The organism is Rhizobium sp. BT-226 (assembly GCF_025847085.2).
Taxonomy (GTDB): domain Bacteria; phylum Pseudomonadota; class Alphaproteobacteria; order Rhizobiales; family Rhizobiaceae; genus Rhizobium; species Rhizobium sophorae.
The window spans coordinates 91,953-116,452 of record NZ_JAOYTI010000003.1; the positions used below are offsets into that span (position 1 = coordinate 91,953).

A 24,500-nucleotide genomic window follows, 5' to 3' on the forward strand; every position below is an offset into this window, starting at 1 on the left:
GCATTGCGGCGACCGATAAGAAGTTTCGAAGCAGAGATCTGTCCCTCACGCAGCGACGTCAGGAATAGGCAAGCCCAGGATCTCGGCATGTTTACAAAGCTTCTGCCAAGCTGCATCGCCGACCGGCACGCCCTCTTCTAACGCCAAGCGGCGCTTTCGCGCTGCGCTTTCGCCCGGCATGCGAACGGGGCCATCGTTCCAGGGCGCCGGTGGATTGCTGCGGCAGGCAGAGGCGAGAAAGTCAGACTGCGCCGTAAAGGCATCCAGCCCGGCAAAAAAGGCGGGATCGATGACCTGAAGGAAAGCGCTTTGCGAAAAGACACCGGACGGCGTGTTGGCCCGTCCCTTGCCGGAAAGCCCCTGCCCCAGCAATTCGACGATCAGCCCGAGCCCAAAACCCTTGTGCCCCTTCAACTGACCGCCAAGAGGCATCATTGTCCCGCCCCGTTCGGTCACCTCGCGCGGATCATCGGTCGGCTCGCCTGCGGCGGTGAAAGCCCAGGCCTCAGGAAATTTCTTGCCGGCCTTCGCCAGGTTTTGCGTCATGGTCGTGGTGGTGATCGAGGCAGAGACGTCGATCAGGATCGGATCCTTAGACGTCGGGAAGCCGGCCGCCATCGGATTGGGCGTCAGGAGCGGCTTCGTGCCGCCATAGGGCGCAACGCGGCTTGCAGCGGGATGCGAGACCGACAGCTGAACGATCAGGCCCCGGTCGGTTACCTGCCGCATGAAAGCCGAAAGAGCGCAGGTATGATGGCAGTTGCGGATTGCGGCGGTGACGACGCCATGATCGCCTACCCGTTCGCAGGCCTGCTCGATCGCCTTGGTCAGCAGCCATGCACCGGGCAAGGATTTGCCTTCCCAAACAAAGGCTGCGCCGCGGTCATTGACGACCTCATAGCTGCCGGACTTCGCCAACGAGCCATCTTCCAACGCCTCGACATACCAGTTCAAAAGGCTGACGCCATGAGTCTCGTGGCCGATCATGTCGCCCTCCACCAGGACGGCGGCGGTCGTATCGGCCTTGTCGGTCTCCATGCCGGCGCGGGTCAATATCTGCTTTGCGAATTGGGTCAGGGCGATGCGGTCAATCAGGGGCATAGGCATTCCTCCCTCACGTCATCGAAAACACGGGCCGCTATTTGCGGCGGCCCGTGCTCAAGTGCGGCATACCGGCTTACTTGAAGCGGATCTGCGACAGCTGCAGTTCGGAATTCGTCGCGATCGTCGGCTTGAAGTCGAGACGCGGCGAGACGCGGGTGAAACCGACCATATGAAACATCGGGATGTCGGCGATGATTTCGGTGTTCACCTTGGCGAATAGTTCCTTCCAGAGTTTTGTGCGCTCGTCGCCGGTGGCAGACGTCGCCTTGGCGATCAGTGCGTCGACGGCAGGATCGCGAACCATGGAGTGGGAGCCTTCGGTCGCGTATTTCACGAATGCGGTGAAGACGGGGTCGCCGGTCGCATTGTCGTGCTGCGACTGGGTCAGCGTCGGACCGGAGTCGGCGACAAAGGGTGCAACGAAGTAGCCGTTCCACACGGAAACGTCATACATGTCGAGCTTTACGTTCAAGCCGACTTCCTGAAGCATTGCCATCATCGCTTCCATTGCTTCGGTGGCATTGGGATATTGCCCATTGCGACCGATAATGCGGATCTCGCGATCGACCGGGACGCCGTCCGCTTTCGCTGCTGCGACCAGTTCCTTTGCTTTTTCGGGATCATAGGGCCAGGCGGGGATATCGGCATTGTAGCCGATCGTGGTCGGCACGACGAGCTGCGTCGCGATCTTTGCCTGTTCGGGGAACAGCGTTCCGAGCATCGCCTGACGATCGATGGCGAGGTTCATCGCTTCGCGGATGCGCCGGTCGTTAAGGGGTGCGGCGCGCGTATCGATGCGCAGCGATGTCGTCTCCGAATTCGGATAGGCGAAATCGGTTTCCTTGTTGGTGGCATCCTGTACGGATACGGCCGGAACGATATCGGCTTCGCCGGCATCGACCATGGCGGCAGCAACGGCGCTGTCGGAGCGGAACAGATAGGTCGCCTGTTCCACCTGCGGTTTCTCCCCCCAATATTCCGGATTGCGCTTCAGCACGATTGACTGGCCGATTTCCCATTTGTCGAACGTATAAGGGCCGGTGCCAATCGGCTTGCGGGTGAATTCGTCGGCTGGTGTCGCCTCGGCCGATTCCACCGCCATCACCGTCATCAGAAGCGGGAGAATCGGTTGTGCTGGTTTTGTCGTAATGCGGATAGTGTTGGCATCCGGCGTTTCGAAGCTGAACTCCGTGCCGCCGAAATATTTGCCGCCGGTCTCACAGCTGAGCTTCTTGTTCTTGTTGCGCTCGATGGTGAATTGGACATCTTTGGCGGTGAACGGCTTGCCATCGTGCCATTTGACATTCTGGCGCAGCTTGAACTCCCAGGTGTCGTCGTCGATCTTCGACCATTCCGTCGCCAGGCGGGGTTTGAGGCCGCCATTGACGTAGTCGAATTCCACGAGCATCTCGTTGACGTTTTCAGAAATGACCCGGCCGACGTCCTGGCGCGCCGCCATGCAGGGTTCGACGACATCGACGGTTTCGGCAAGCACGACAGTGACGTTGCTCTTGGCATCCTGCGCCTGAGCCGTGCCGCCGCTCAGCGCCAGCACCGTTGTTGAAAAGCAGGCAGCTAACAAATGCAGTTTCATTTCGTTCTCCTCCCATGCGCCTTTGGCGCTCCTCACAGTCAATCTGCGTCCCGTTTCCGGTGCTCCGGCATTCATCTCCTCATAGTTCTGCAAAGCACAAGTGCACTAATATACTAGTTGACGACACCCTTCAACCGTGGCGCTCCGAAGCGCGGAGCTCTCAACCGTGTCTGGAACGCCTTATTTTAGCTGGCCGAAGCAATCAGTTCGCGCATCATCTCGACTTCCTCATCGGTAAGATCCGTTAGCGGCGCCCGCACCGGACCGGCATCAAAGCCACGCAAACGCACGCCTGCCTTAACGGCGGATACCGCATAACCGGCCTTGCGATCACGAATACGGGCGAAGGGATAATAGAAGTCGCGCAGCATCTGTTCACAGGCCGTGTCGTCACCGCTAAGGAATGCCTTGTGGAACTTCAATGCCGTTTCAGGCACGAAATTGAAGACCGCCGAGGAATAGGTCGGCATGCCGGCTCCGCGATAGGCCTGAGCAAACAGTTCATGTGTCGGCATGCCGCCGATATAGGAAAGGCGGTCCCCAAGCGCGATCGTCACACGGCGCACCGTATCGATGTCACCGGTACCGTCCTTGAAGCCGATCAGATTTGGGCATTCGTCGGCAAGCTGGGCCAGCTGCTCGGCCGAAACCCGCGCCTGGCCGCGATTATAAACGATGACGCCCATATTGGTGGCCTTGCAAACGGCCCGTACACGCGCGGCAATGCCATCTGCCGGCGCCTCGGTGAGGTAATGCGGCAGCAGAAGAATGCCGTCGCCACCGGCCGCCTCGATCTCGCGCGCCATGTCGCAGGCAATCCGCGTGCCGTAGCCGCATCCGGAAATGACCGGCGCGTCGCCGGACACGGCGCGGGCGGCCTTTACCACCTCGACCACCTCACCCGGTGTCAGCGAAAACAGCTCACCGGTGCCGCCGGCAACGATCAGGCCGGCAACGGGATAGGATGACAGCCATTCCAGATGCGCTGAAAAAGGCCTGGCGGCAAACCGGTCCTCCGCATCGAAAGGAGTGACGGGAAAAGACAGCAGGCCGTTGCGAATGATCTCGCGAAGTTCCGTCGGGGCAATCAATTTGGTACTCCTCGGTTTCAGTTGCGCAGGTCTTGCGGCAACAGGTCGGCGGGGAAATTCTGATAAGCGACGGGGCGCAGAAACCTGCGGATCGACATGGTCCCGACGCTGGTCGCGCCGAAATTGGTCGAGGCCGGGTAGGGTCCGCCATGCACCATGGAATCGACAACCTCGACGCCGGTTGGGAAGCCATTGACCAGCAATCTGCCCGCCTTCCTTTCGAGGATCGGCAGCAGGTCGCGGGCAAGGCCCAGATCGGTGTCGTCCATATGGATCGTCGCGGTCAGTTGCCCCTGGAAGCTTTCGGCAAGGGCGAGCATCTTTTCAGGCGAGTCGACGCGTACGACGAGGCCGAGAGGACCGAACACCTCTTCGCTGAGCGAGTGATCGGCAAGCCAGGCCGAGCCGTTGGTCTCGAACAGGCTCGGCTCTGCGTCGCGGCCGGCACTCTCTGCAGCGAGAACCGGCGCGACGGCATTGCTTGCCCGCATGCGGTCGACACCTTCGTGATAGGCAGTGGCGATGCCTTTGGTCAGCATCGTCTGCGGCGCCACCTTTTCAAGAGCCGATTTGGCGGCACTGGTGAATTTGTCCGCCTCCGGCCCGTCGACGACGACGGCGATACCGGGTTTGGTGCAGAACTGGCCGGCACCAAGCGTCAGTGAACCGGCCCAGCCTGAACCGATTGCCTCCGCCCGGGCAGCGGTAGCGGCCGGAAGGAGGAACATCGGATTAACGCTGCCCAGTTCCCCGAAAAAGGGGATCGGCTCAGGGCGCTGGGCGCAAAGGTCAAAGAGCGCCCGTCCGCCGGCAAGCGAACCGGTAAAGCCGACGGCTTTGATTGCCGGATGCGTCACTAGAGCCGTTCCGACATCACGGCGGCCGCCCTGGATCAGGCTGAAGACGCCGGCCGGCATTCCAGTGCGCTCGATAGCGGCTGCAACCGCCTCGGCGATGATCTCACCGGTGCCGGGATGGGCTGAATGTCCCTTCACAACGACCGGGCAGCCCGCGGCAAGCGCCGCTGCCGTATCGCCGCCGGCCGTCGAAAATGCCAGCGGAAAATTCGAAGCGCCGAAGACGGCGACGGGGCCGATCGGCCGTTGCACCAGACGGATCTCGGGCCGCGGCGCCGGTTGCCGATCGGGTTGGGCCGCATCGATGCGGGCGTCAAGATGCGCGCCCTTGCGGATATGGTCGGCAAACAGTCTGAGTTGGCCGGTGGTGCGAGCACGTTCGCCGTTGAGCCGGCCCTCTGGAAGTCCGGTTTCCTGCGTTCCGATGAGGGTGACGGCCTCGCCGCGCTTGTCGATCTCCTCGGCGATTGCCTCGAGGAAAATGGCGCGTTCCTCGCGTGTCGTTGCCGAAAATGCTGCAAAGGCAGCTTCAGCAGCGCGGCAGGCGCGGTCGACCAATTCCGTTGTGCCGACAGCGAAGTCATGCGCCTGCCCATGCGCCGGCTCTGACCGAAATGTCGTCGTTCCGGCAATCCATTCGCCGGCGATGAAATGCTTGCCTGAAGGGGTCCAGCTCATTGTCATTCTCCTCGGCGGAGCTTTGCTCCGTCCTGATTCCGTTGTTCAAGATGCGCCGCCTTAGCGGCCATTCACCTTCCGCCATTCGGCAAAGAGCGTCAGATTGCTTTCGTCGGTGGCCGGGTAGAGGCCAATGATCGTATGACCTTGCTTGACGCGTTCCGTGACGAAATCCTCGTAAGCGGTCATCTCCACCGCTTCATCAGCGATCTCGTCGGCAATCTCTGCCGGGATGACGATCACGCTATCGTCGTCGCCAACCATGATGTCGCCCGGGAAAACCGCCACATCACCACAGCCTATCGGCACATTGATGTCGATTGCCTCGTGCAGCGTCAGGTTCGTCGGGCTGGAGGGGCGATGGTGATAGGCGGGGATATCGAGGCCGCCGATCGTCATGGCGTCCCGGAAGCCGCCATCGGTGACGACGCCGGCGCCGCCGCGCATCATCAGGCGGGTAATCAGGATGTCGCCGGCAGAGGCCGCGCGCGGATCCTTGCGGCTGTCCATCACCATAACAGAGCCTTCCGGGCACGTCTCGATGGCAAGCCGTTGCGGATGTTTCGGGTTCCGAAAGACGTTCATCGCGTTGCGGTCCTCGCGCGCCGGCATGTAGCGCAGCGTGAAGGCCGGTCCGACCATATTGCGGCCCTTCGGCTGGACCGGCCGAACATCCTGGATCGTCTGGTTTCTCAGGCCGCGCTTGAACAGGGCCGAGCAGAGCGTCGCGACGGAGACACCCATCAGTTTTTCACGGGTTGCGGGGTTCATTTTTCCTCCTCCTCGTTCTCGTTCACGCGCCGAAGCTGCGGGTTTCCGCAGTCCAGTCACGGGCTTTGCCTGTCAGGCTGCAGCCGAGCCCAGGACGAGCCGGCACGATCATCCGGCCGTCCTTGATGTCGAGTTGTTCGTTAAACAGGGGCGCCAGCCAATCGAAATGCTCGACCCATGGCTCATGCGCATAAGCGGCCGCCAGGTGCAGATGGATTTCCATGGCGAAGTGCGGGGCCAGGCGCATACGTTTCGCCTCGGCGTGCGTGCAGATGCGCAGAAAAGGGGTGATGCCGCCGACACGCGGCGCATCCGGCTGAATGAAGTCGACCGCATCGGCTCGGATCAGCGCCATGTGCTCGTCGGCGCTTGCCAGCATTTCGCCGGTGGCGATCGGCGTGGCGAGTTCGCGTGCCAGTGCCGCATGGCCTTCGGCGTCATAGGCATCGAGCGGCTCTTCGATCCATTCGAGATTGAGCGGCTCGACCAGCCGGCCGAAGCGCAAGGCCGTCGTGCGGTCCCATTGCTGGTTTGCATCGACCATCAGCGGAACACGGCCATCGATATGGCTGGTCACCGCGTCAAGCCTGCGAAGGTCGATCATCGGATCCGGCTGCCCGACCTTGATCTTGATGCCGCCGATCCCGGACGCGATCGAGTGGTCGATGGCATCGCGGATTTCCTCGACGCTCGATGACAGGAAGCCGCCGGAGGTGTTGTAGCAGGCGACACTGTCGCGATGGGCGCCAAGCAGTTTTGCGAGCGGCAGGCCGGCGCGTTTCGCCTTCAGATCCCAGAGGCAGATGTCGATGGCGGCGATCGCCTGGGTCGCGATGCCGGAGCGGCCGACCGAGGCCCCGGCCCAGCAGAGCTTGTCCCAGATGCGCGCGGTATCGTTGGGATCTTCGCCGATCAGGTTGTCGGCAAGCTCGCAGGCATGTGCATAAAGCGCAGGTCCACCTGCCCGCTTCGAGTAACTGAAGCCGAGACCGCTGTGGCCAGCCTCGGAGACGATCTCGCAAAATAGAAAGGCCACCTGCGTCAGCGGCTTTTGCCGGCCTGTCAACACCTTGGCATCGCTGATCGGCCGCGCCAAAGGCAGGTAGACGAGCGACAGGGTGACCGATCGGATGGCGTCCAGCTTGGACGGACCGGCAGCGAAGCCAGCCTTGGGAGGCTGTGCGGGAATCGTACGTCGATCGGGATCAAACATCGTAGTGCCTCAGTTGATGGCCGGTTCCGGCGTCTTGCCACCGAATTGCGTCGTCAGGAAATCAAAGTCGCAGCCTTTGTCGGCCTGCTCGATATGGCCGGAGAACATAAAACCGTAACCGCGCTCGTAATGCCGCGTCGGCGCCACCCAGGCGGCCCGCCGTGCTGTGATCTCTTCTTCGGAAACCAGCATATTGAGGCTGCGTGCCGGAATGTCGAGCTCGACCATGTCCCCCGTTTTCAGCAGCGCCAGAGGCCCGCCAACATAAGATTCCGGTGCGACATGCAGCACGCAGGCGCCAAAACTGGTTCCGGACATGCGGGCGTCCGAGATCCGCACCATGTCGCGCAGGCCGAGCTTCAACAGCGCCTTCGGCATCGGGATCATGCCCCATTCCGGCATGCCCGGTCCACCCTGTGGGCCAGCATTGCGGAGCACGAGAACCGTGTCCGGCGTCAGCGGATAGTCTGGATCATCGATGATCTTCTTCATCTCCGCATAGCTGTCGGCGACCAGCGCCGGGCCGCAATGGCGATGAAATTTCGGGTCGCAGGCCGCCGGTTTGATGACCGCGCCGTCCGGACACAGGTTCCCCTTGAGCACGGCCAGCGAACCTTCGTGATAGACCGGGTTCGACAATGGCCGGATAACGTCGTCATTGTAGATCTTCACCTGGTCGAGACCGTCCACCAAGGGTTTTCCCGTCACGGTGATCGCGGTGGGATCCAGCTTGTCGCCGAGCTGCTTCATCAGGGCGCGCAAGCCGCCCGCATAAAAGAAATCCTCCATCAAATAGGTCGAACCGGAAGGCCGGATGTTGGCGAGAACCGGCGTCGTGCGACCGATGCGATCGAGATCATCGAGCTCCAGCGGGACGCCGGCACGCCGCGCCATGGCGATCAGGTGAATGATCGCATTGGTGGAGCAGCCGGTCGCCATGGCGACCGTGACTGCGTTGTCGACGGCCGCGGACGTGATGATCTGGTCCGGCGTCAGATCCTCCCACACCATATCGACGATGCGGCGGCCGCAGGCCGCCGACATGCGCTGGTGATTGGCGTCGGCTGCCGGGATCGAGGATGCGCCCGGCAGCGTCAACCCCATAGCCTCGGCGATCGCCGTCATCGTCGACGCCGTGCCCATGGTCATGCAATGGCCGTAACTGCGGGCAATCCCGCCTTCGATGCCCTGCCATTCCTCCTGGGTGATCGTGCCGGCGCGCCGCTCGTCCCAATATTTGAAGCCGTCGGTACCAGAGCCCAGCGTCTTGCCGGCATAGTTGCCGCGAAGCATCGGGCCGGCAGGGAGATAAATGAAGGGAATGCCCATGCTAACCGCGCCCATGACAAGACCTGGTGTCGTCTTGTCGCAGCCACCCATCAGGACGGCGCCATCGACAGGATGGCTCCGCAACAGTTCCTCGGTCTCCATCGCCAGCATGTTGCGATAAAGCATGGTGGTCGGCTTGACGAAGTTTTCGGAAAGGGAAAGAGCGGGCAGTTCCATGGGAAACCCACCCGACTGAAGAATTCCGCGCTTTACCCATTCGGCGCGTTCGCGGAAATGCATGTGGCACGGCTGCGCATCGGACCAGGTGTTGATCACGGCAATGATCGGCTTTCCCTGCCAATCCTCCGGCGCGTAGCCCATCTGCATGGTCCTAGACCGGTGGCCGAATGAGCGCTGATCATCCGGCAACATCCATCGGGCGGACCGCAATTGCTCGTAGGTTTTCCTCGCGGTCACGGCTTCCTCCCACATTTTCGCTTGCTTATCTCAGCGTTTGCACCAACTGATATTTTAGTTTTACATATATATCAATGGAAAGTTTGCGTTCTTGTGCATTAGGTCGTGCAAAGCTATGAATGGAGTCGAAAAGGACGCCTCACATGAATTCCCAGTTCGCCTCTACATTTGGCCTGACCGCGCCCGGCTTTCCGGTCGTTGCCGGCAGTACGGTCCAGCGGGTCTATGATGATCTGCGAAAGCGCATCATCACTATTCAGCTGCCGCCGGACACCACGCTGTCGCGCACCGAACTCACCGAGACTTATCAAGTCAGCCAGACTCCTATCCGTGACGCATTGCAGCTTCTCAAACAGGAGGGTCTGGTCCGCATTTACCCGCAGTCCCGCACTGTGGTGACCAGGATCGACGTCCTGCAGATTTACGAGGCGCATTTCCTTCGCGTTGCACTGGAAACGGAAGTTTGCCGCCGCCTCGCAACCGATCCGGATCCGGATCCGAGCGTCATCACCCGCGCCCGGTCGATCATCAAGATGCAGTCGGCCGTCGCCGACGACGCCGATCAGATCGCGATCTTCCAGGAGCTCGACGAGCTCTTTCACCAGACATTGTTCGCAGGCGCCAAGCGCAGCAGTCTCCACCAATTGATACGCGAGCGGTCCGGCCATCTCGAGCGCATTCGTCGCCTGCATCTGCCCGAGAAGGGCAAGATCATCAGCATCCTCGATGGGCACCACGCCATCATCGATGCGATTGCCGCCCGCGACGAACAGGGTGCCGTCGACGCGATCCGTGAGCATCTCAGCCAGACCGTCGCAAAAGTCGAAGAGCTCAGGAAGGAGTTCCCGGATTACTTTGTCTGAACCGGCCGCATCGCGGGTTTCAGTCGGCGTCAATTGACCGGCGTCAGCAGCGGCCTGCCTGCGAAGAAGGCGGCAAGGTTGTCGACCGTCAATTGCGCCATCCTGTCGCGCGTTTCCTCGGTACCGCTGGCATGATGGGGATAGAGCACAACATTGTCGAGCGCCGCGAAGCGCGGATCGGGATTGGGTTCGTTGAGGTAGACATCGATACCGGCCGAGGCGATCCGCCTTTCCTGCAAGGCCTTGATCAAGGCCGGCTCGTCGACGACGGTGCCGCGAGCAATATTGATGAAGCTGCCCGTCGGTCCGAGCGCATTCAGCACGTCCGCCGAAATCAATCCTTCGGTCGAGGGGCCGCCTGGGGTCGCGACGATCAGGATATCGGCCCAGTCCGCCAGTTTTACCGGCGTGTCGAAATAGGCAAAATCGTTGCCGGCTTTCGTCGTCCTCCCATAATAACCGACCGTCAGCCCGACAGCTTCGCATCGCTTGGCGATTGCCATCCCTATGCGGCCGAGGCCGACGATCCCGGCCTTCTTGCCCGACGTCGATGTCGTCAGCGGCATCATGCCCTTCCGCCCCCAATCGCCGGAGCGCACATAGCGATCGCCTTCCGGCAGGCGCCGGCGTGCCGCCAACATCAGAAGCAGTGCCATGTCGGCAACGTCGTCGCACAGCACCTCGGATGTGTTGGTGAGCTTGATGCCGCGCCGTGTCATCGCCTCGACATCCATCTGGTCGTAGCCAGCCGAGGAACAGGCGGCGAGCTTTAATGCCGGCAATTTTGAAAGCAGGGCTTCGTCGATCGTCACATGGCCGTTGCAGACCAGCGCGGAAGAGATCGGGCCAGCCTCCTGCAACAGAGCATCCCGCTCTTCGCCTTTGACAAGATCGAGCCGGTGCAGCGTGTAGGTCTCCTCCAGCATCGCCATCTGATGGGGCCGGAGCGGATAGGCGACGATGACATCGGGCTTCATGCGGAAACGAGTCCTTCCTGTAGTTGGCGGGCGGCGCGTCGGGTGGCCTGGATTTCCGGATCGGGATCGAGGCTCGCGGCAAGAAGCGCCTGCGTGTAAGGGTGGGAGGGCGCGTTGAAGATCTGTTCCACCGGCCCCTCCTCGACAATCTCGCCGGCCTTCATGACGATGACGCGATCGGCGAAATCGCGAACCACCGGCAGGTCGTGTGCGATGAAGAGGTAGGACAGGCCGAATTCGCGACGCAGGCCCTCAAGCAAGGCGATCACCTGTGCCTGGATCGACACGTCGAGTGCGGAAACCGCCTCGTCGCAGATGATCAGTTTAGGCTCCATCGCCAGCGCACGGGCAATCGCGATGCGCTGGCGCTGGCCGCCGGAAAACTGATGTGGATATCGGTCGGCCATATCCGGTTTCAGGCCGACTTTGACCAGCAGCTCGGCCACTCTTTCCTTCCATCTCGCTTTCGGCAGGATATCCGGGTGAATGACCCAGGCTTCGGAAATCAACCGGAACACGCTCATCCGCGGGTTCAGTGATTGGGTGGGGTCCTGAAAGACCATCTGCAAATCGCGACGCAGCCCGAATATTTCCCTCGGAGCCATCGCAAGCAGATCGTTGCCGCGGTAGAGAACCTGGCCCTCCTGCGGATCATCGAGGCGAACGATCGCCCGGGCAAGGGTTGACTTGCCGGAACCGCTCTCGCCGACAACGGCGACCGTCTCGCCGGGCATGATGACGAAATCCACGCCCTTCAGCGCCTGGAATGCACCAAAACTCTTTTTCAAGCCGATGGCGCGCAGCAGCGGTTCGCCCTGCCGGTCACGCTCCTGCGCCATCGCACCCTTCCCCGGTGCGGCGGCAATCAGCTTCTTCGTATAGGCGTTCTGCGGGTTGCGATAGACTTCGGCCGCATTGCCGGTTTCGACGACACAGCCGGAATTCATCACCACGACCCGGTCGGCGATCTCGGCAACAACGCCCAAATCGTGGGTGATCAGCAACAGGCCCATGCCGGTTTCCAGCTGCAACTCCTGCAGAAGTTCGAGCACCTGCGCCTGCACGGTAACATCAAGCGCGGTGGTGGGTTCATCCGCGATCAGGATATCGGGCTTGCAGGCTATTGCCATGGCGATCATCAGGCGCTGCCGCTGGCCGCCGGAGAACTGGAACGGATATTTTCGCATCGCCGCCGGCGGATCGCTTATGCCGACGCGCCCGATCAATTCGAGCGCTCTCGCGCCAGCACGTGCCGCCGACTGACCATGCGTCGTCATCATCTCGGTGATTTGCCAGCCGACCGGATAGACCGGATTGAGGTGGGCGAGAGGGTCCTGAAAGATCATGGCGATCTTGGCGCCGTTGATCGAGCGCCGCTCCTCGGGCGTCATTTTTAGCATGTCGCGGCCGTTGAGGAGAATGGTGCCGCTGGTGATCTTGCCGGGTGGCATGTCGATCAAGTTCATGATCGCCGAGGCCGACACGGACTTGCCCGAACCGCTTTCCCCAAGGATCGCCAGCGTCTCGCCGCGATCGAGATGCCAGCTGACATCCTGCACCGCCTTGACGGTCCCGCTGGCGGTGTGAAACTCGACCGAGAGGTCACGCACTTCCAAAAGATGTTCAGCCATTTTTCCTGCCCCTCATTTCAAGGCGCCAGCGTTGTGTCGGATCGAGCGCGATGCGCAGCCAATTCGACAGAAGGTTCAGCGACAGCGTCGTCAGGATGATTACAAGGCCCGGCCAGAAGGATAGCCACCAGGCATTGGTGAGATAGGGCCGTCCTTGAGCAACCATGAGACCCCAGGTGATCTCCGGCGCCTGAATGCCGATGCCCAGGAATGACAGGGAGGACTCCGCCAGCATGACGAAAGCGAAATCCAGCGTCGCGATGGTCACCAGCGTCGGGAAGATCACCGGCAGGATGTGATGGAAGACAATGCGCCAATACGATGCTCCCATGACCTTCGCCGCCTGCACGAACATCCGCTCGCGCACTTCCAGCACTTCGGCGCGCGTGGTGCGCAGATAGATGGGAATGCGGGTGATCGCCAGGACGAGGACGATATTGGTGACCGAGGGCTCGAGCATGTAGAGCACGATCACCGCCAGAAGCAGCGACGGAAAGGACATGATGACGTCGCCGAGGCGCATGATCCATTGAGCAGCAGAAGAGCGGCTGTAACCTGCCACCAGACCGAGCGCCGTACCGACGACAGATGATGCGAGCACGGCTGCCGTGGCAACCAGGATGGTGTTTTGCGCCGCCACGATGACGCGGGCGAGAAGCGGCCTGCCGAGCGCATCGGCGCCGAGGACATAAAGCAATCCGCGGGTGATATCGAACGGCGGTGCGTTGCGGCCCCGCAGGTTCTGCTTGGTGGCGATGGCCTCCAGCAGCAGCGGGCCAAACAGCGCACAGAGCAGAACGATCAAGAGGAACAGAGCCGCGAAAAAAGCGAGCTTGTCCGCCCACAGCATCGTCAGCCAGCGCCCGATCGGGCCGCTTGGTTTTTTCTCGGCGAGGATTTGTGTGTCGGCCATCGTCATCGCTCAATACCGGATGCGCGGATCGAGCAGCGCATAGGCGATGTCGATCAACAGGTTCATGATGAAGATCGCCATTGCCGAGACCATGATGACGGCCAGAACGACGGCGAAATCGCGAAGCAAAATGGAATCGATCATCAGCTTGCCGATGCCCGGAAAGCCAAACACCGTCTCGACGACGACGGCACCGTTCAAGATGGCGGCCGCCTGGTCGCCGATGACTGTGATCACCGGCAGCATGGCGTTGCGCAGTCCGTGAATGAAGATGATTGAGTTCGAGCGGACCCCCTTGGCGCGGGCCGTCTTCACATAGGCGGAAGACAGAACGCTGATCATCGAGCCGCGGACCACCTGCAGGATCAGGCCGAAAGGCCGGATGAACAGCACGCTGACCGGCAGGACCCAGTGCCAGAAAGTTCCCGTTCCCGATGTCGGCAGGACATGCAGTTTGACGGCGAAAATAACGATCGCCACGATGGCCAGCCAGAAATCCGGCGCCGCAGCGCCGATCAGCGAGAAGAAAGTGGCAAGACGGTCGAAGACGCCGCCGACGCGAAACGCCGCGAGCGAACCGATGACGATCGCGGCGACCGTGACCAGCGCCATGGTGATGACGGCCAGCCAGAAGGTCCACACGAAAGCCTCCAGCACGACATCCATGGCCGGACGGGCCTGTCGCAGTGACTGACCGAAATTGCCTTGGGCAAGATCCGAGACATAACGGCCGAACTGGATGATCAACGGATCGTTGAAACCGTTCATCTCTCGGAATTGCTGGCGCATTTCCGTGGTCGCATCGATCGGCAGATAGAGGTCGGTCGGATCGCCCGTCAGCCGGGACAGGAAGAACACGATGACGATAAGCACCACGAGCGATACGCCACTGGCGATCGCGCGTTTGCCGATGAAACTCTTCATGCACTCCTCCCGAGTGAACCCCATTGGGCCGTGATGTCCGTTCGTCCGGGTGCCTGTCATACCCGGCCGGCAACAGGCACGGCTCGACGATCGGCGTTATAACTGAAATATTAGTTCATCTAAAATTTTTGTGAACCCCAAAAATGAACGGGGCTTATCGCGGTGGTTTGCGTCGCCATGTCATGTCGCGGGTTCCAATAATGGCCGCGCCGATGATCACGACCGCGCCGATCCAAGTCTGTGCGGCCGGAACTTCCGAGAAAAATGAGAAGGCCATAAGGGCCACGATGGGCAGTCGGAGAAAGTCAAGCGGTGCCAGGACGCTTGCGGCCGCCATGCCGAAAGCGCGCGTGATCAGCGTCATGTTGAGAGCGCCGAGTGCCCCCTGCATGGCAAGCAGTGCGAGTTGGTTCCAGGTCGGCATTGACCAGACCGGCAGCATGACGATTAGGCCAAGCGGCACCGTCGCTATCAGATTCCATCCAACCAGCCGGTCGGCACTATCCTTCAATGCCATCCGCCGCAGCATCAATTGGCTGGCTGCCGTCAAGACCGCTCCTGCCAGCGCAAAAAGCAGCCATTGGTCGAAACCGGACGCTCCAGGGCGAATGATGATCATGACACCGATAAAACCTGCGACAATGCCGGCCACGCTGGAGATGCCGACATGTTCCTTGAGCACCAGCCAAGCACCCAGAACGAGAAACATCGGCATGGTGAAATTGATCGCCGTCGCATCGGCGAGTGGCGCGTGCGCAAAGGCGACGAACAAAGCAACCAGTGAGGCAAGCTTCAGACCCGCACGCACGACATGCAGAACACGATAGGGAGAGGATTTCAGGTCGACCCGTGACACGATCCAGGGCGTGACGACAAGAAGTCCGAAAAACGACCGGAAAAAGCCGATCATCAATGGATGCACGTCACCGGCCAGCAAACGCACAATGACTGCGTCGAGACTATTTAAAAAAGCGGCGGCCACCATCAAGCAGACGGCAAGGCCTGTGCGACCAGGCTGCATCACGCTGCTCCTGACCGAACAAAGGTGAACCCTGCTATATCGGCTATTCGATACGGCAGCGCGTTGAACCGGCAATCCATTGGAAATAAAGCCTTCCTGGCGTGTCTGCTGATCTCCCGCTCCCGCGGTTTGCCGCGGCGGAGACCACTCGTTCTCACCAGGGGCCGGTGGCATCCGCTATCCCCAGCGCGGATTAACGGCTTTATCTCAATCCATCGGCCGCCGTCCACCGTGACAGAGCGTATTGCTGACGGGGGCCGCCCTCGCTCACGGCTAGAGCATGATGCCGAAAAGTGTGAGCGGTTTTCGGACGACATCATGCTCTAACTATATAAAGTAGAACAGGATTCAGATTTTAGGCCGAGCCTAAAACCATCCTGTTCTAGTGGATCACTCCGTTCGTCTTCGCCCGGTTCGAGAACTGGTGGACGAGCATAATGCCTTGCTCAAGGAGCAACTCGGCGGCCTGCAGATCGCGTGGCGTCAGGTCCCCGGATAGTCCGCGAATCGTATTGGCGACGCAAATGGAGTTGGCGACGAAGCGGGCGTCGCCCTCACCTTCCGCCTCCTCGGCCGTTGCTTCCAAGGCATCAGCGACGGTGTCGAGCAGGCTCGAGCGTTCGACGAGCGTCATGTCGTTCAGGGTTTTGGAAATGCCGTTCATGATTGTCTCCTCGCGCGTGCTCAAGGCGGATCGCAGCTCCGTTTTCTCGATTTCAGTTACGTGGCGGTGACTGTCAGATAGGATGGCTGTTTTCAGAAGCAACTCATGGCTGCCGCGCACCTGACGCATGAGTGAAGCGAGATCGGACGGCTCAATCGATAATTTCGGGCCGATCATTCCAGATGCGTCAGGAGGTCGGCAAGCATCGGTCGCTGCCCTTTCAACAGCTTTATGGCTGCGTCGGGCGGGGAAAACCACCCCGCGCGATCGACCTCCGGAAAGCTCTTTACCCGGCCTGACCCTGGTGGCCATTCCATTTTAAATTCGCAACTCTGTATCGCATTCACGTCCAGTATCGGATCGGCTTCGATCGACCACGCAACAACCGTCTTTCCGCCAGGTTGTCGGTATTCGCCTAACGGTGTGAACCTGCCATCGACTTCGACACCCAGCTCTTCGGCAGTTTCCCTTATTGCTGCGGCGAGCTCATCTTCTCCAGGCTCGATCAGCCCCTTCGGGATCGACCACGCAGCCTCGTCTTTCCTAGCCCAGAAAGGACCGCCCGGATGGACGAGAAGCACTTCGATGTCCCTGGAAACACGCCGGTAAAGCAGAAGTCCGGCGCTACGGATTGCCATCGCGTGTGCCCTTCTTGTGTCGATCACGAGGCCAGGCATTCCTCACAGATGCCGCAGCCGTCATCGTCCATCCACTGACGCCGGCGCCTACAGCAAAGGCAAGCACGACTGTCGGGATGTTCTTTCGTGTCTTCCGGTGGAATAATCTCGATCGTCGTGTCGATTAGAGTGTCGGCCACAAGTTCCGCCATCTCGTTGCTCCATCAGTCTGTTCTAAATAAGATAGGGGCGGCGACCGATACCGGCAAGCTCTCGACGCCGGTCGGAGCGGCAAATGGCATGCCGAACCACATTCGGCGCTCTCAACATCGAGCGCTGGGCCTTCTTGCGACAAGTGATATAGTTGAATTTCGGTCGTCCAACTGGACGATACGACAAAGGAATTATTCCATGGGAGACCAGAATCGCCCGCTGCAACCAGGAGAAACCGCCCCCGCCTTCGCGCTAGCCACGGCCAACTTCGATGGAACGGTCTCATTCGCCGATTTGAGCGGTCGCCCGTTCTTGATCGGGTTCTTTCGCGGGCTACACTGCCCGTTCTGTCGGCGCCAGGTCGAACAGCTCGCTGGCATACAGCCCACCCTGCGCGCCTCCGGGGTGGAGACCGTGGCCGTTATCAACACACCAGTAGAACGCGCCCGCCTGTATTTCCGCCACCGGCCGACGCCAGTAACGCTGCTATGCGATCCCGACTGCCACACACATCGGGCCTATGGTGTGCCCCATGCTGAGTTCCTACCCGATGGGAGCAGCAAGCAGCCCGAATGGCCTTATCGCGCGACGATGGCGCAGTTCCAGGCGGCGCGCATCAACCCCACGGGCGAATTGTCGGAAGTGCTCCAGCCGATGGAAGCCAATACGATACTCAACGCCAAGGACCGCTTCGAGCTTGATGAAGCCGATATGGCGATCTTCTCGAACCACGCCACCCAGCTCGTCGGGCACTTCCTGGTCAATGCGAATGGCACCATCGCCTGGTCGCAAATTGAGGCGCTGGACGGACCGAACAGCCTTTGCATCTTCCCGACTGCTGCGGAGATAATCGCCGCCGCCGGCAGCCTTGGACGCTGACCTGCAGCGAACTGACCGCCAGCGTTGCTGCACGATGTCGGATGAGGGCGACGACACGCATTAGATCGGGCGCAGGCCGGTGACGGCGCAATCCCGAATACGGCGTCTGATCCTGGACAATGCTGAAATCGACAATTCGCCAACCCATGTCTCTCAGACATCGTTGGCCGGCCATGCGGTGCGCCACGTCGAGCTGCTGATCGACCTCATCAATTCCCGCTACGCAGATCCGGTAGGCGTAGCCGATCTCGCAAGACTCGCGGGCATGCATCCAAGCATCGCCAACAGCGCTTTCCGAAAGATTTTGGGAATATCAGTCAACGAATACCTGACCCGACATCGGATTGCCCGAGCGATGCAGCTTCTGACAGACACGGAGGATCCTGTCCTCCAGATCGGTTTTGACTGCGGGTTTGGTTCCAGCAGTCGCTTCTACGAGATCTTCAAGGAGCGAACGGGGACGACCCCCCGTCATTTCCGAGAAGCGGTGAACTCCAAGAACACTCCAGCGCCTTGACGGGATATGACCAACGACCTGTTATTCCATGTCTGTCCTCCCTCACAGTTTCAATTGCCAGACGCAGGCCTCGGCGACGGCGCCGGTGAGCGTTGCCGATCGTGCGGCGGCAAAGCCCGGAATGCGTTTGGACCCCGTCCAGCGGCCGTTGTCAGCGAAGACCTCGATGGAGCCGGCATCGAGGAAGACGCGCAGGCTCGACGGTTTCGCGCCGGTGGCGACGTAACGTGGCGGCGTCACACCGGTGCGAGCGTCGAAGACAATCGCCAGACCATCGGCATCGAGTTTCACGCCTAGATCGACATCCGGATGATCGAAGGTGAGATCAAAGGCGGCACCCGGCTCGGTGAGATCAAGGACGATCTCGACGGCGCCGGTGCCGAGCGGCACGGTCTTGCCGGCGGCAAGCGCGGTGTCATCCAGCAACTGATGGCGCAGGCTTTCGACGGCTACGACCGGCGGGGTCAGCACGGTGTCGCCGTCGAGAAGCACGCGGCGCGGCAGGGTCATGGTCGTCGGGAAATCGTCCTTCTTGGAAAAGTCCGTCCAGTTGGCGAGCCAGGCAATGCCGACCGGCTCGTCGCCATCAACGAAGGCCTGGAAGGCATAGGCATCCGAACCGAAATCCAACTCCTGCACGAACTCCGCAGTGAAGGTGCGGCCATCGAAACCGCCGACGGTGACGGAGGTGAGATTGCGGCGGCCGGTGGCCGGGTCGCGGCTGGTGAGCAGACCGAAGATCAGCGCCCAGCGGGTTTCTGCGTTTTTTCCGGAAAGCGGCACCATGCAGGGGCATTCCGCCGCCGTCATGCCGAAACCGTCCTCGCGATGGATGATGCCGAGGAAGGTCCATCCATCGGCGCCTTGCGCGTCTGCGGTTTCATAGAGCAGTACGACGCCGCCCTGCCTGTCGCGGCTGCCGAGCAGCATCTTCCAGCGGCCGTCCGGGCCTTTGAAGACATAGGGGTCACGGAAATCGGTGGTGAGGTTCAAGCCTTCCGGGCGCAGCGGCATCACGGTTTCCGACGGGCCGGCGACGATGCCGTCGCGGCTGACGGCGGAAAGCTGGATTTGCTCTTCCGGTTGCCGATCACGCACATGCTCGGTGTAGAAGACGCGGATTTCCTCGCCTTCCGGGCCGGTGCCGGGGATCGCCGAGCCGGAGAAGGCGCCGCCGCGCCCATCGTCCTTTTCCGACAGATGCGCCGCCGGGAAGAGGAACATGGGCAGATGTGTCCAGTGGACGAAATCCTTCGAGACGGCATGGCCCCAGTGCATAGTGTTCCAGCGCGGCTCATGAGGATAATGCTGGTAGAAGAGGTGAGCGTTTCCGCCAAACCGTCCAAAACCGTTCGGATCGTTCATCCAGCCGAAGGGCGGGCGGAAGTGGTAGCTGTCGGGCACGTCGGGGGCGGCGGTGCGGGCATCGCTGTGCAGGACGCGGATGCCCTCCTTCATCACGGTGTCCGGCCGGAAGGCGTAAGCGACGGAGAGCGCTGTGGTTGTCGCATCATAGGACAGCGTGGCACGACCGCCCTTCGCCAGCGTCACAGCGAAGAACTCAAATTCTCCGGTGCGGCGGGTCGAGGGCTCGCCGATGTCGTTGCCATCAACCGCGACGAAGAGCTTCGCCTCGCCGCCGGCATGGCGCGCCTTCAGCCAGAGATGCAGCACCGTGCCTTCGGGCAGTTCCGCTTCAATGGTTTCAGGTGCTGACGTTTCGGACTTTGCCTGCAGAGACATGATCAACCTTTCACGGCGGAGCCGACGAATGAACTGACGAACCAGCGCTGGAAAGCCAGATAGAGAATGAGGACGGGGATCATCATCAGCACCGAGGCGGCCATGGCGCGGTCCCAGTAGATGCTGTCCTGTCCGAAGAAGGTGGCGATGGCGACGGCAATCGGCCGAGCATAGTCGGTCTGGGTGACCAGCGTCGGCCAGAGATACTGGTTCCAGCTTTCAATGCCCATGAGGATCGAGACCGTGGCGAGCGCCGGCAGGCTGAGCGGCATGTAGATCGACCGGTAGATGCGGAAGACCGATGCGCCATCCATTTCCGCCGCTTCATAGAGTTCCTTCGGCAGCTGCGCGAAGAACTGGTAGAAGAGGAAGACATAGAGCGGGCTTGCCACCCAGGGCAGGATCTGCACCGCGAAGGTATCCGTCAGCCCCGCCCGCGACATCATGACGACGAGCGGCATGATGATGCTTTCCTGCGGGATGACATAGAGCGCGACGACCAGCGCCAAGAGCGCCGCCTTGCCGCGCAGCGAGCCCCAGGCCAGAACGAAGCCCGCCATGGAATTGACGACCAGACCCGAGACGACCGTGGCGACAAGGATCACCAGCGAATTGAAGAGATATCGGCCATAGGCCAGCTCGCCGGAAAAATGGGCGATCTCCTGGTAGTTCGACATCGTCGGGTCGCTGACCCAGAAGGCGCGGAAGCTGCCCATGTCGGCGAGGATGCGGAAGCGGTCGTCCTTCAGGCTGGCGATCAACAGCATGAACAGCGGCGAGATCATCACCAGCGCGATGACCAGGATGCAGAGGCTCTGCACGATGCGCAGGCTTCTCTTGCCGTTCCCCCTTGCGATTGCCAGCGGGGCGGGCCGACTCAAAGCGATATCAGACATCGAAGCGCCTCAGGAGTTTGCGTTGCAGGAGCGCGATCAGAAGAACGATGACGAAGAGGATGACGGAAACGGCCGATGCGTAGCCGAGTTTCTGCTCCTCGAAGCCGGCGCGCACCATGTAGTGGACAACGGTTTCGGTGCTTTCCTTCGGGCCGCCCTGGGTGAGGATCGCCACCTGCGTATAGAGCTTGAAGGCCTGGATGGTCGTGATAACCAGCACGAAGACATGGGTCGGGCGAAGGCCGGGCATGGTGACGTGCCAGAAGCGGCGCAGTGCGCTTGCCCCGTCGATGCGGGCGGCATCGTACAGTTCTTCGGGAATGCCCTGCAGGCCGGCGAGATAGATGATCATCTGAAAGCCATAGGCCTGCCAGGCCGAAAGCAACACGATGGAGAACATCGCCCAGTTGGGGTCGCCGAGCCAGTCGATCGGCTGGATTGTGCCGCCGGAAAGGAAACCGACGATCTGGTTGAGCGGGCCGCTTGGATACTGGAACAGCGTGCCCCAGATGACGCAGACCACCACCATGGAGGTGATCGCCGGCAGGAAGAACAGGCCGCGCAACAGGTTTTGCATCGGCAGCTTCTGGTGCAAGAGCAGCGCGGTCAGGAAGGCGAGGCCGCACTGCACCGGCAGCACCAAGATGGTGAAGCGCGTAACGTTCCACAGCGAGGTCCAGAACAGCGGATCGGTGAAGACGCGCTCGAAATTCAGGAGGCCGACGAAGCGCACCGGCGTCGGGCGCGGCACGAGCGGCTGGTTGGTCATCGCCGTCCAGAAGGACAAGAGGAATGGCGTGATCAGGAAGATCGCCAGAAGCAGAAAGGCAGGCGCGATCATCGCTATTTCCTGCCAGAGCCGCTTGTTGTCGCGGCGTTTCGCCGGACGCCGCAAAGCGGGCGTGGAGGTCTGTTGCAAAGTCATTGTTTCCTCCTCATCGGTCATCCTCCAGAGATAGTCCGGGGCCGGCCGGAGAACCGGCCCCGTCAAAACCCTTACTGCTGCTCGTCGAAGGGCGGGTAGCCGGCGTTGTCCTCGATATCCTCGTCGATCTTCTTGGCAGCGGCCGTCAGCGCTTCCTGCGCGTCACCACCGTTGAAGATCTTGTCGACGGCCTGCATGAAGGCCGAGGTGATCGTCGGATAGGCCGGATGCGGCGGACGAGCGACCGCGGTCTTGGACGCCTGCTCAAAGGCGATGGCGAGCGGACCGCCTTGCGCATAGAGCGGGGATTCGGCGGCGAAGCTCTTCAGGCCCGGATAGGCGGACTGGGTCTTGGCGTACTCCCGGTACTCCTTGTCCTTCAGCAGGAAGCTCAGGAACTTGCCGGCGATCTCAGGGTTTTCCGAGGTCGCGGAAATGCCCCAGATCCAGGTGCCGTTCGGGCTCACGCCCTTGTCGCCGATCTTCGGCAGCGGCATGACGACGATATTATCCTTCATCGCTGCCGACGCCTCCGCGTAGAACCAGTGGCCGCCCATGGCGAGCGCGGCCGGCTGTCCCTCGGCGTAGAACTGGTTGGTGCCCGACGACGTCGGTACGATCCAGCCCTTCTTTACCCAGTCCTGCATCATCGTCAGCGCCTTGACGCAGGCCTCGCCATCGAGGGTGCCGCTGGCCTTCCAAGTCTTCCGGTCGATCAGATCGCAGCCGGCGCTTTCGAGCAGGGGGCCGTAGGCATAGGTGATCCACTCGGTCTTGATGCCGTAGCCTCGGAAGATGTCGATCGGCCACTTCACGCCTTCGAGCTTGGACAGCTTTTCGAGATAGCCTTCGAATTCCTCGCGGGTCCAGGCATCGTCGACCGATTTCGGAATGCGGGCGCCAATGGCTTCAAGATATTTCTTGTTGCCGTAGAGCACGACCGAGGAGTCGGTGAGGCCGATCGCATAGAGATCCTTGTCGATCGGATAGGTGCCCTGGGCAATATTCGAATCCGTCATGTCATCGAGCAGGTCCTTGTCAATGAGCGGCTTGACGGGCTTGAGATAGCCGGACCAAACATAATTGGCGAGGAAGGGAGCATCGAGTTCCATGATATCGGGCAGCTGCTTGGCCATGACGGCGGCGCTGAACTTCTCGTTATAGGCATCGTGCGGCGCGTAGATCATCTCGATGTCGATATCGGGATTGGCGGCCTCGAAGCGGGTGGCAACGTCGCCATAGGCCTTCACCCAGCCGGGATCGCCCTGGTGCATAACGTGGATGACGGTCTTCGCCTCGGCAAGACCGGCGGTCGCAGCCAGCGCGGCGGACGCTAGGAGTGCGGAAAGTAAACGATTACCCATTAAAATCTTCATTAGTATTCTCCTCCTGTTGGACACTATCGATGTTCAGACGGATGCCCGTTCGACCAGATGGAACGGCAGTTTCCGCATGTGCGGCGGTTCGGGCTGCTCAGCCAGGAGGATCTCCATGGCAAGGCGGCCCATGGCGCGGTGCGGCAGGGCCATCGTCGTCAATGGCGGGTCCAGCCGCGAGGCAAGCTCGACCTGGTTGTCGAAGCTTGCCACCGCGATATCATCCGGAATGCGAAGGCCGGCGCGGGCAAGCGCCGCATAGACTTCCATCGCCACGCGATCGTTGCCGCACAGGATGGCGTCCGGCCGTTGACCGGATTTCAGAAGTGCCTCCACATGAGAGGCAACAAGGCTTGGCGCGCGGTCGCTGTAGACGCTGCGGCGCACCGCCGGCAACACGCCGACGGGCTCGATGCCCCCCTCCTCGAGCGCCGCACGAAACCCGATCTCGCGCAACGTGCCGGCGAGAATGCCCGGCAGGTTGATGAAGGCGATGCGCCGGCGGCCGGCGACGAGGAGATAACGCACGATCTCCCGCGCACCGCCCTCTTCGTCCGGCACCAGCGCGGTGACGCGGCCGGCAGCCTCGCGGCAGTTGATCATGACGCCGACGGCGCCCGCCAACTTGTCCGGCAGGGCGACATCCTTGTGGTACATGGCGGCATAAGCAACGGCGCGCGGCCGGAACTGCTGTACCTCGTCGAGCACCGAGCCGATAGACTGGCCGCTGCTATGGTTGACCGCAAAGACCGCCATGCCGGCGGCGCGGGCCGCCCCGTCGAGGCCACGCACGATCTCGGTGGCGAAGGGCGAAGTGATGAGGCCGTCGGAGACGACGCCGACCAGCGGCAGCCAGCCCTGACGCACGCCGCGCGCCGCAAAGTTGGTCACGTAGCCGAGTTCTTCCGCAATGGCTTTGACCTTCTGGCGCGTATCGTCCGACATGCGGGCGGAGCCGCCGTGCAGTGCGCCGGAAACCGTCTTTACCGAGACGCCCGCACGTTCCGCGATGTCAGAAAGAGATGCTGCCACGATCTTCGCCATCCCCTTGGGTGATCGATTACCCAATAGTGGCAGCGGACGCGTTTTGTCAAGCGGCTTTACGGGCACGGCTCGGCGTTTCCGAACACCTATCTGTCAATAGGCGCACAAAACTGCCCCCTGTCGGCGCGCAATCTTTACCCGCTGTAGACGATCAGCGCTTGGCCTGCCCGGCGCTGGCCGGGGGTTGCCTCTGCTGCCGAAATGACCGCCGATCCGGAGCGGACTTGCAATTGACGTTGGCCG

21 protein-coding genes and 1 pseudogene are annotated in these 24,500 nt (G+C 61.3%); 3 read left to right on the plus strand and 19 right to left on the minus strand.

What is annotated here, in order from left to right; translation table 11 throughout:
* Positions 1-45: 45 nt before the first annotated feature.
* The 7 genes from OIU37_RS19975 to araD all read right to left on the minus strand — a co-directional run bounded on the left by OIU37_RS19975 (position 46) and on the right by araD (position 9,054).
* Complete coding sequence (locus OIU37_RS19975; RefSeq protein ID WP_171603159.1) at positions 46-1,107, minus strand: Ldh family oxidoreductase; 1,062 nt, start codon at positions 1,105-1,107, stop codon at positions 46-48.
* Between the two features lie 70 nt (positions 1,108-1,177).
* Positions 1,178-2,698: an ABC transporter substrate-binding protein gene (locus OIU37_RS19980; protein ID WP_171603160.1), complete on the minus strand. Its 1,521-nt coding sequence runs from the start codon at positions 2,696-2,698 to the stop codon at positions 1,178-1,180.
* Between the two features lie 185 nt (positions 2,699-2,883).
* Positions 2,884-3,789, minus strand: coding sequence for a 5-dehydro-4-deoxyglucarate dehydratase (locus OIU37_RS19985; RefSeq protein ID WP_171603161.1), 906 nt, complete (start codon positions 3,787-3,789; stop codon positions 2,884-2,886).
* Positions 3,790-3,806: 17 nt separating this feature from the next.
* Positions 3,807-5,324, minus strand: a complete 1,518-nt coding sequence (locus OIU37_RS19990; protein ID WP_171603162.1) for an aldehyde dehydrogenase (NADP(+)) — start codon at positions 5,322-5,324, stop codon at positions 3,807-3,809.
* A 60-nt stretch (positions 5,325-5,384) separates the two neighbouring features.
* Positions 5,385-6,095, minus strand: coding sequence for a ribonuclease activity regulator RraA (locus OIU37_RS19995; protein ID WP_171603163.1), 711 nt, complete (start codon positions 6,093-6,095; stop codon positions 5,385-5,387).
* Positions 6,096-6,117: 22 nt separating this feature from the next.
* Positions 6,118-7,308 (minus strand): mandelate racemase/muconate lactonizing enzyme family protein, encoded by a 1,191-nt coding sequence (locus OIU37_RS20000; RefSeq protein ID WP_171603164.1) that lies wholly within the window; start codon positions 7,306-7,308, stop codon positions 6,118-6,120.
* Between the two features lie 9 nt (positions 7,309-7,317).
* The gene (gene araD / locus OIU37_RS20005; protein ID WP_180695927.1) at positions 7,318-9,054 is read right to left on the minus strand and encodes an L-arabinonate dehydratase; all 1,737 of its coding nucleotides are present in this window, start codon (positions 9,052-9,054) and stop codon (positions 7,318-7,320) included.
* Positions 9,055-9,197: 143 nt separating this feature from the next.
* Between araD and OIU37_RS20010 the strand changes: the two genes are divergently transcribed.
* Positions 9,198-9,917, plus strand: a complete 720-nt coding sequence (locus tag OIU37_RS20010) for a GntR family transcriptional regulator (protein ID WP_180695926.1) — start codon at positions 9,198-9,200, stop codon at positions 9,915-9,917.
* 29 nt (positions 9,918-9,946) lie between these two features.
* On the opposite strand, the gene OIU37_RS20015 is transcribed toward OIU37_RS20010, so the two are convergent.
* From OIU37_RS20015 to OIU37_RS20045, 7 genes are all read right to left on the minus strand, one after another.
* Positions 9,947-10,894, minus strand: coding sequence for a 2-hydroxyacid dehydrogenase (locus OIU37_RS20015; RefSeq protein ID WP_182207864.1), 948 nt, complete (start codon positions 10,892-10,894; stop codon positions 9,947-9,949).
* Positions 10,891-12,525 carry an ABC transporter ATP-binding protein gene (locus OIU37_RS20020; protein ID WP_182207865.1) on the minus strand — a complete coding sequence of 545 codons (1,635 nt, stop codon included), beginning with the start codon at positions 12,523-12,525 and terminating at the stop codon, positions 10,891-10,893. Before OIU37_RS20020 ends, OIU37_RS20015 begins: the two co-directional genes overlap by 4 nt.
* Entirely contained in the window at positions 12,518-13,444 is a 927-nt protein-coding gene (locus tag OIU37_RS20025) for an ABC transporter permease (RefSeq protein ID WP_264258536.1), read from the minus strand. Before OIU37_RS20025 ends, OIU37_RS20020 begins: the two co-directional genes overlap by 8 nt.
* A 3-nt stretch (positions 13,445-13,447) precedes the next feature.
* The gene (locus OIU37_RS20030; protein ID WP_182207867.1) at positions 13,448-14,362 is read right to left on the minus strand and encodes an ABC transporter permease; all 915 of its coding nucleotides are present in this window, start codon (positions 14,360-14,362) and stop codon (positions 13,448-13,450) included.
* Positions 14,363-14,516: 154 nt separating this feature from the next.
* Positions 14,517-15,383, minus strand: a complete 867-nt coding sequence (locus OIU37_RS20035) for a DMT family transporter (RefSeq protein ID WP_240603851.1) — start codon at positions 15,381-15,383, stop codon at positions 14,517-14,519.
* A 382-nt stretch (positions 15,384-15,765) separates the two neighbouring features.
* Positions 15,766-16,047, minus strand: coding sequence for a hypothetical protein (locus OIU37_RS20040; RefSeq protein ID WP_020487077.1), 282 nt, complete (start codon positions 16,045-16,047; stop codon positions 15,766-15,768).
* Positions 16,048-16,220: 173 nt separating this feature from the next.
* Positions 16,221-16,685, minus strand: coding sequence for an NUDIX domain-containing protein (locus OIU37_RS20045; protein ID WP_180696170.1), 465 nt, complete (start codon positions 16,683-16,685; stop codon positions 16,221-16,223).
* A 390-nt stretch (positions 16,686-17,075) separates the two neighbouring features.
* Between OIU37_RS20045 and OIU37_RS20050 the strand changes: the two genes are divergently transcribed.
* Both OIU37_RS20050 and OIU37_RS20055 read left to right on the plus strand, forming a co-directional pair.
* On the plus strand, positions 17,076-17,756 hold the full coding sequence (locus tag OIU37_RS20050) for a redoxin domain-containing protein (RefSeq protein WP_180695920.1): 681 nt from the start codon (positions 17,076-17,078) through the stop codon (positions 17,754-17,756).
* A gap of 85 nt (positions 17,757-17,841) precedes the next feature.
* Positions 17,842-18,273, plus strand: a pseudogene (locus tag OIU37_RS20055) (helix-turn-helix transcriptional regulator); the annotation flags it as partial.
* Positions 18,274-18,315: 42 nt separating this feature from the next.
* On the opposite strand, the gene OIU37_RS20060 reads toward OIU37_RS20055, so the two are convergent.
* The 5 genes from OIU37_RS20060 to OIU37_RS20080 form a co-directional block, all read right to left on the minus strand.
* Positions 18,316-20,016: a glycoside hydrolase family 32 protein gene (locus OIU37_RS20060; RefSeq protein WP_264258538.1), complete on the minus strand. Its 1,701-nt coding sequence runs from the start codon at positions 20,014-20,016 to the stop codon at positions 18,316-18,318.
* 2 nt (positions 20,017-20,018) lie between these two features.
* Complete coding sequence (locus OIU37_RS20065) at positions 20,019-20,912, minus strand: carbohydrate ABC transporter permease (RefSeq protein WP_264258539.1); 894 nt, start codon at positions 20,910-20,912, stop codon at positions 20,019-20,021.
* On the minus strand, positions 20,905-21,837 hold the full coding sequence (locus OIU37_RS20070; protein WP_264258540.1) for a carbohydrate ABC transporter permease: 933 nt from the start codon (positions 21,835-21,837) through the stop codon (positions 20,905-20,907). Before OIU37_RS20070 ends, OIU37_RS20065 begins: the two co-directional genes overlap by 8 nt.
* 71 nt (positions 21,838-21,908) lie before the next feature.
* Positions 21,909-23,201, minus strand: a complete 1,293-nt coding sequence (locus OIU37_RS20075; RefSeq protein ID WP_264258883.1) for a sugar ABC transporter substrate-binding protein — start codon at positions 23,199-23,201, stop codon at positions 21,909-21,911.
* A gap of 45 nt (positions 23,202-23,246) precedes the next feature.
* Positions 23,247-24,257, minus strand: a complete 1,011-nt coding sequence (locus OIU37_RS20080) for a LacI family DNA-binding transcriptional regulator (RefSeq protein ID WP_264258541.1) — start codon at positions 24,255-24,257, stop codon at positions 23,247-23,249.
* Positions 24,258-24,500: the final 243 nt, after the last annotated feature.

Excerpts from the sequence above, each read along its gene's own strand:
- OIU37_RS19975 (WP_171603159.1), bottom strand. The coding sequence starts at position 1,107 with ATGCCTATGCCCCTGATTGACCGCATCGCCCTGACCCAATTCGCAAAG.
- OIU37_RS19980 (WP_171603160.1), bottom strand. The coding sequence starts at position 2,698 with ATGAAACTGCATTTGTTAGCTGCCTGCTTTTCAACAACGGTGCTGGCG.
- OIU37_RS19990 (WP_171603162.1), bottom strand. The coding sequence starts at position 5,324 with ATGAGCTGGACCCCTTCAGGCAAGCATTTCATCGCCGGCGAATGGATT.
- OIU37_RS19995 (WP_171603163.1), bottom strand. The coding sequence starts at position 6,095 with ATGAACCCCGCAACCCGTGAAAAACTGATGGGTGTCTCCGTCGCGACG.
- OIU37_RS20000 (WP_171603164.1), bottom strand. The coding sequence starts at position 7,308 with ATGTTTGATCCCGATCGACGTACGATTCCCGCACAGCCTCCCAAGGCT.
- OIU37_RS20010 (WP_180695926.1), top strand. The coding sequence starts at position 9,198 with ATGAATTCCCAGTTCGCCTCTACATTTGGCCTGACCGCGCCCGGCTTT.
- OIU37_RS20015 (WP_182207864.1), bottom strand. The coding sequence starts at position 10,894 with ATGAAGCCCGATGTCATCGTCGCCTATCCGCTCCGGCCCCATCAGATG.
- OIU37_RS20020 (WP_182207865.1), bottom strand. The coding sequence starts at position 12,525 with ATGGCTGAACATCTTTTGGAAGTGCGTGACCTCTCGGTCGAGTTTCAC.
- OIU37_RS20025 (WP_264258536.1), bottom strand. The coding sequence starts at position 13,444 with ATGACGATGGCCGACACACAAATCCTCGCCGAGAAAAAACCAAGCGGC.
- OIU37_RS20030 (WP_182207867.1), bottom strand. The coding sequence starts at position 14,362 with ATGAAGAGTTTCATCGGCAAACGCGCGATCGCCAGTGGCGTATCGCTC.
- OIU37_RS20035 (WP_240603851.1), bottom strand. The coding sequence starts at position 15,383 with ATGCAGCCTGGTCGCACAGGCCTTGCCGTCTGCTTGATGGTGGCCGCC.
- OIU37_RS20040 (WP_020487077.1), bottom strand. The coding sequence starts at position 16,047 with ATGAACGGCATTTCCAAAACCCTGAACGACATGACGCTCGTCGAACGC.
- OIU37_RS20045 (WP_180696170.1), bottom strand. The coding sequence starts at position 16,685 with ATGGCAATCCGTAGCGCCGGACTTCTGCTTTACCGGCGTGTTTCCAGG.
- OIU37_RS20050 (WP_180695920.1), top strand. The coding sequence starts at position 17,076 with ATGGGAGACCAGAATCGCCCGCTGCAACCAGGAGAAACCGCCCCCGCC.
- OIU37_RS20060 (WP_264258538.1), bottom strand. The coding sequence starts at position 20,016 with ATGTCTCTGCAGGCAAAGTCCGAAACGTCAGCACCTGAAACCATTGAA.
- OIU37_RS20065 (WP_264258539.1), bottom strand. The coding sequence starts at position 20,912 with ATGTCTGATATCGCTTTGAGTCGGCCCGCCCCGCTGGCAATCGCAAGG.
- OIU37_RS20070 (WP_264258540.1), bottom strand. The coding sequence starts at position 21,837 with ATGACTTTGCAACAGACCTCCACGCCCGCTTTGCGGCGTCCGGCGAAA.
- OIU37_RS20075 (WP_264258883.1), bottom strand. The coding sequence starts at position 23,201 with ATGGGTAATCGTTTACTTTCCGCACTCCTAGCGTCCGCCGCGCTGGCT.
- OIU37_RS20080 (WP_264258541.1), bottom strand. The coding sequence starts at position 24,257 with ATGGCGAAGATCGTGGCAGCATCTCTTTCTGACATCGCGGAACGTGCG.